This window comes from Chitinispirillales bacterium, from assembly GCA_031254455.1.
GTDB lineage: Bacteria > Fibrobacterota > Chitinivibrionia > Chitinivibrionales > Chitinivibrionaceae > WRFX01.
In genome coordinates this window covers 1-6,164 of sequence record JAIRUI010000115.1, presented here as the reverse complement: position 1 = coordinate 6,164, position 6,164 = coordinate 1, and the positions used below count along the sequence as shown (strand labels likewise).

At 41.9% G+C, this 6,164-nt stretch carries 5 protein-coding genes; all 5 read right to left on the bottom strand.

Going from position 1 to position 6,164, the window contains the following annotated elements:
* Positions 1-1,777: flagellar hook-basal body complex protein (locus LBH98_08995; GenBank protein MDR0304881.1), on the bottom strand; the 1,777-nt coding region annotated here is incomplete at its 3' end.
* A 90-nt stretch (positions 1,778-1,867) separates the two neighbouring features.
* The gene (locus LBH98_08990; GenBank protein MDR0304880.1) at positions 1,868-2,242 is read right to left on the bottom strand and encodes a hypothetical protein; all 375 of its coding nucleotides are present in this window, start codon (positions 2,240-2,242) and stop codon (positions 1,868-1,870) included.
* A 93-nt stretch (positions 2,243-2,335) separates the two neighbouring features.
* Positions 2,336-3,568 carry a flagellar hook assembly protein FlgD gene (locus tag LBH98_08985; protein ID MDR0304879.1) on the bottom strand — a complete coding sequence of 411 codons (1,233 nt, stop codon included), beginning with the start codon at positions 3,566-3,568 and terminating at the stop codon, positions 2,336-2,338.
* Positions 3,569-3,582: 14 nt separating this feature from the next.
* The gene (locus tag LBH98_08980) at positions 3,583-5,577 is read right to left on the bottom strand and encodes a flagellar hook-length control protein FliK (protein ID MDR0304878.1); all 1,995 of its coding nucleotides are present in this window, start codon (positions 5,575-5,577) and stop codon (positions 3,583-3,585) included.
* Positions 5,578-5,800: 223 nt separating this feature from the next.
* Positions 5,801-6,043 carry a hypothetical protein gene (locus LBH98_08975; protein ID MDR0304877.1) on the bottom strand — a complete coding sequence of 81 codons (243 nt, stop codon included), beginning with the start codon at positions 6,041-6,043 and terminating at the stop codon, positions 5,801-5,803.
* Positions 6,044-6,164 lie beyond the last annotated feature (121 nt).

Below are 6,164 nucleotides of genomic sequence, written 5' to 3'. Positions count from 1 at the left end.
TAGGATAACCGTCCTGCGCCTTTGCCGTCGTGGTTGTCGCGGAACGAAACTGCGTAATTCCAGCCCAGGATTTATTTTTTCCTACGTCCAAACTTATAGATAATTCAGCCGAACCGTTATTCGGATTAAATTTGAAACTGGTACTGCCGTCGTCAAAAATCCACGCCGCCGGGCTTCCGTCTTCGGAGAACGTTACCACTCCGCGATTTCCGCCAGTAATTATCTCCTGCCCTTTCATCGTAATTTCCCACAGCCATTTGCCCGGAGTTCCGGAATGCGTAAAATTCATAGTAACGGTATGAGGCGCGCCCGATTCGTCGAAAACTTCTATGGAAGTCGCGCAAAATCCGGTGTTTTTGGCGCTTTGAAATTCCGTAACGGACGAGTTGGCGTTAAATATTGATACCGACGTATTATTCGTACTGCTTTTAGCGTTTATGTTAAGTCCTTCTATAGCAAACGCTTTTCCCTGCTGTCCGCGTATTATTATGCTGCCGACAGGAGCGCGGCTATCACCGTTTGCGCCCGGTTGATTTATCTCAACGGAATTCGACATCAAACCCGAAGAATTTGGAACTTCGTCCGGCAGGCGAAGCCGCAGTTGTATATACGCCATCAAATCCGCCATTGTTAACGTCGGAGTATAGAGTAGCGGTGCGGCGGCGGATAAACCGATATCGCCTATCATTCCGTTAATTTCTATAGGATCCCCAGCCGTCAAGCCCAAAGGTTTTCCGCGTGCGTCAAAAATTTCATCCAAAGTGTTAAGAGAAGTCGCCGCGGCGAGAGTGCTCCCTACGCTTGTATCACCGGCATTAACCGCTCCCGACCATAAAAAGGTATTTGCGACGTAACTGTTGGAATTAGGTCTGGTTATATTATTTACTACGAGATTCGATATAGCTCCACCCGGGTTGGTAATAATAATCTGTCCGGCTTGGGGAGTTCCAACAGCGCCGATACCTACAGTAGCGCCGGCCGGCAGTGCATTTTGAATCGCATCCGCCAAATCTTGGAGAGAATATATAGAGTTAGCCAACCCGTCATTTCTAACGTTAAGGTTAGGAGAAATTACTTCAGCTCCGGTAGCATCCTTGTATGTAATTCTCAACACGTCGTTATCTTTAATGCCGAGAGAGTTACCTATTCCGTCGTTCAGGGCTACGAGCAAATCGGCGGCTTCGCCGCTTTTAAGGAAAGGCGCGGTATATAAATAAGTCCCCGAGCCTACAGAATCAGCGTCAAGGTTGCACTGAAATTGAATTTCCTCGGTAGCGCGGGCGGGCGATTTTTCGCCGAACGGAACCTTAATCGAACCCGGAACCGCCGTCGCCGGTATTTCACCGTCTGAGTCCGCCGTAAGCCCAAGCAAATGATAACCGTTTGTATTGGATACCAAATATCCTTCGGCACTTAATTGCAGCGCACCGTTTCTTCCGTAGAAAGTTCCGCCGTTGCCGTTGGAAAACGCAAAGAACGCTCTTCCTTCTATTCCCAAATCCGTTAACTGTCCGGTCGATTGCATCGCGCCTTGTTCCATAATATTATCAATCGATCCTACGGCCATTCCCAAACCGACCTGCATCGGATTGGTACCGCTGGCGTTTCCCGCCGGACGCGTCGCCCCTTTAAGCATTTGCGAAAATCCTTCTTTAAAGGTAATTCTTTGCGATTTATAGCCGATAGTGTTTACGTTGGCTATATTGTGCGACGTAACGTCCATTTTTAATTGATGGTTTCTTAAACCAGCAATTCCCGTGTAAAGTGAGCGTAACATAAAAGTCCTCTTTTCTTTTAGTTAACGCCGCGTCAAAAGAAATCCGTCGTTCATTCTTTTGTTCGTCTCCGACTCTTTATATCGGTCCGACTAAATTACCGCAGCGCTGTCAATGTTTGTAAAAACGTACTCTTTCAAAATTCCGCCGTCTAAAGCGGTTACCACAGTCCTGCTCGGAACGTTCACGATAAAAGCGGATTCTTTCGCCATTATCAGAGCTTCCTTGCCGCCTTTTGAAGCGACGTTATGAACCGCTTCGTTCAGTTTTCGCTTCAAATCTTTGTCTAAATTTATTCCCCTGCTCTTAATTCTGGTTTCAGCATGAGCGGAGAATTTCAATTCTTGCGGGGGTACCTTTTCTTTCAACAAATCGCCGAAATTTATTCCTGTCGAGCGATATTGCTGAACTCTGCACCGAAGGTCTTGCGATGTCCCGCTCTGTTCGCCGACCTGATTGACTTCCATAATTAACCTCCGTCGTTAAATTTTTTTCATATCCTTACCCCTTTGTTAAACATTTTGCTTACTCCCCTGTTTTTTATATTAAATTTATCGTTATTACGCCGCCCTTAATTCGATAACTTTTGACATATCGACCGTCTTCCCGCCGGCTTTTAACTGTGGAATTCCGTTTTTATTTATGACGCCGCTTATAGTGCTTTCGTTATAAAAAAACGCGTTTTTGTTACTCGACGCGATTTCGACCGTGTAAGACGGAGAATCGTTATAGTTCATTTTTTCTATTTCAATTTTACCGTCGATTAATTCGTTTGCAAATACCTGCTGGCTGTGAACTATGTTTCCTAAAGAATCCTTTATCAAAATCGTAGCCGATCCGGTTCCGCCAAAATCCAAGTTCAAAGACATAGAATCGTTTACGGCGGGTACACCCGGAATAACGTTCGCCGCTAATTCCGGCGTATAAGAAACGGAATTCACTTCGCTTTTTACGATGTAGCCTACCATACTCAACGCCTGCGCCATAGTAAAGCCGCCCGAAATTGAACCGTCGCCCGAAGTTCCGCCAGACGGAGTTTTCACTTCAAGAATATTTCCTATGGGAATTTCGCTGTTGTTTACACGAATCAACACGCCGCTCGCACTGTCAAAACGAACTCCGTTGACGAAATCTTCTACGAAGCAATACAGCGAATTATTCGATTCCTGCCCTTCTATTATCAGATTGTATCTGTCGGCTTCCGCTTTAAGTCCTTTGTCGTCTTTTCCATCCCAGGTAAACGTAACGGCGTTTGTCTCGTCTTTGTCTTTTAGTTCTATCGACTTTACTACGTTTCCGTCTCCGTCGACGATTTTTACGACTCCGCTCATTTTCTCGCCTAAATGCGCCTTAAACGTCATCGGAGCGTTTCCTCCGTTCCAATCAAAATAATTCTGCCGCAAACGGACTTCTTTACCTATAAGCGAAACCGAACTCGCGTTTGTCGTGGACTGCGAATTAAACGTCTGCAAATCGATGGAATCGGCAAATATTTGCGCCATTTCCTGCATCGCTTTTTCCATGCCCGTAGTCGATTCCAACTGCGAGAATTGCGCCAACTGTGCGACAAACTCGGTATTTTCCATAGGAGAAAGCGGATCTTGGTATTGCAATTGCGTCGTCAGCAATTTCAAAAAATCCATCTTCCCCATGCTTTCCTGCGCCTTAAAAAGCCCGATTTCACGATTACCGGTCATTTTGGTAGTTTGAAAGCCGTCCTCTTCGCTGTACGAAGCGGTAACGGAATAACTTTCCGCCGCTTTCTGTAACGAACTTATCGATGTTCCAGCCATAATTTGTTCCTCCCTTATGCAAAAAATTCAAATGAATTTGTTCCGAATCTTCTTCCGGTTTCCATTCCCAGAAATTCTTCGGCGTTATCTAAAACCGCTCCTTCGGCATCTGTTTGACCGGCTCGGTTTTTTGAGTTTATAATTCTTTCATAGTCTTGACGAGATTCTTCTTTTCCGTTTATATTAACGTCTAAAGAGCCGGCGCTCAGATTATGTTGCGCCAAAGAGTCTTTCAAATTTTGTAGATTTTGTTCTATTATCTGTTTAACCTGAGAATTTTCAACGTTCAATTTTGCGGAAACTACGTTTCCGTCCACTTGAATCGTAAGTTTGATTTCTCCGAGTTTTTCCGGATTAAGCGTAAGCGATATTTGATGTACTCCGTTTTTATTTGACGAATTTAATATCGTTCTCTGCACCTGCTCAACGATTTCTTTTTCAAAAAGTTTTACGAAACGCGGTGAAACGGACGTTATTTCGGAAGAATCGTTAAATTTATTCGCTTCAATCGAAACACCGTCCAAAGTTATCGGAGAATTTGCGCTTCTTTCGTCCGTTCTTATCATTGCGTCACGAATCGGCGAGGAAAAAGTGTTTTCCATGGCGCCGATTTGCTTTTGCTGATTCTGCCGATTATCTTCGTTATGATTTTCTTTTTTATTGTTTTTATTAAACAGAACTTCCGAAAGTTTGGATTCTTTCGTTTCACCTTTTTCTTCCGGTTTTTCAGTATCGGCTTCATTTCGCCCGATTTCCGTTTTAAGCGTATTTTTAACAACGGGCTTCTGCGAAGTTTCTTCTGCTGTTTCCGTATTTTCAGCCAATATTTGTGTTTTAACCTCTTCTTTTGCGATTTCTTTTCTCAATTCGCTTGAAACGGCGGCGATTGGCTCTTTCGGTAAATTTTCTACCGCCGCGTTAACTTTCGGCTTTTCAACGTTTTCGGCGGTCTTTTCGTTTACAGATATAACGGGTTCTTTTAAAATCTCTTTTTTCAATTCGTTTAAAGCCGTAATAGCCGGCTCTTTCGATAAATTTTCGTTTTTCAAGGGAGTTGCGCCGACTTTGTTTATTACGTCTTCAAATTGTTCTATTATGCTTTGAATATCCGCGCTTCCCGTTTTTTTTTCAACAAAAATATTTTCTACGGATTCGGGCAGATTTTGCTGCGCCGGAGTTCTCGTTTCCAAATCGGCGGCGACATTCAACGAAACGTTCGCTTCAAGGTTCATATCGTCGTAAGTAATGTTTTTTGCAATTTCACGGCTGATCCCCAATTCCGCAAACGATAATTCCAATTTAATAGTTTCTTGCTGTAAATATTGTCCTATTGAAAACGCTTCTTGGGGAGAAAATATTTCGCCTCTGTTTTCAACGGTTTCGCCGTTAAGTCCGGCATCCAAAAACGCATCGCCCATTTCTTTGAGAACGCAAAGCAATTGAGAAAGCTGCCAAATTACCTCTTCAGGAACGTCTTCCGCGTCAAATTGTGCGATAGGGATTTGCGTGTCGATATTAAGATTTAATTTTTGGCTTACCGCAGCCAAAATATTTTCTATGTTTTCAACGGCGTTTAATCTAATGTCGATATCAAAATTTTGCATGTTTTCAAAATTTATTTGAGCGATTAACGAATTTATATTTTCAGTTTCCACCGTTTTCATTTCGTCCTCTATTTCAAATTCAAATTTGTTTTCCGTAATAACTTTTCGGACGGCAAGATTTTTGTTTTGTTCGACGCCCGTTTTATCCGTATTATAATCTGCGTTTCGTTCGGCAACGTTTTTATCTTCGGTGAAATTCGCTTTTTGTTTTTGCTTAACGACTGTCTTTTTTGGAACTGCGTTATTTTCCCGATAAACCGAATCAAACGTTTTTTCAAATTTTTCGTTTTTTTCCGTTATCTTTCTTTCCGTTGTTTTAAAACTTCTTGCAGAATTAACGGTTCTTCCTTCCGCCGCCGGTTCAAAAAATCCCGACCCGTTTGTCGTTTCCGCATTTCTTATCATAAGAAGTTCCTTTCCAAATTGTTATCGACTCAATTTTAATCGATTCAAATTACATTTTTTGCAATTTTTGTGCCAATCGACTGAATTCTCAGCAAATCCCGCTTTGTAAAGGAGTTTTGGAACAGTTGCGAATTTTTGTTTATGCCATGATTTCGGGAAATTATTTCCTAAAGAAATTGAAATTGATCGGATGAGATGGTTGTATTGTATTTCTTTTTAAATATCAATAAACAATATTTGAATAATCAAAAAACAAATGGTAAATAGTAAAATTTTGTTTACTATTTTTACGCTGATGTTCAGATAAATATGCCCCATCAAATTCATCGTTTAAATCAATTTGATCTAAAAAACTATAAGTGACGATAGAATCGTGTGTTTGAAGAATTCCATTTATTTTATTACGAAGTATAATATATTTAATATCGCGATTTTCAATAAATGCTAATTGTCCTTCAAATGGCAATCTACATTGTGTTCACACTAAACAGGGCGTCAATACACATTGCCAGAAAAATAAATCCGCTGAACACCACATCTAACTTGTCATAACGAGTGAACACTTTTCGAAAACGCTTTAACCTCAA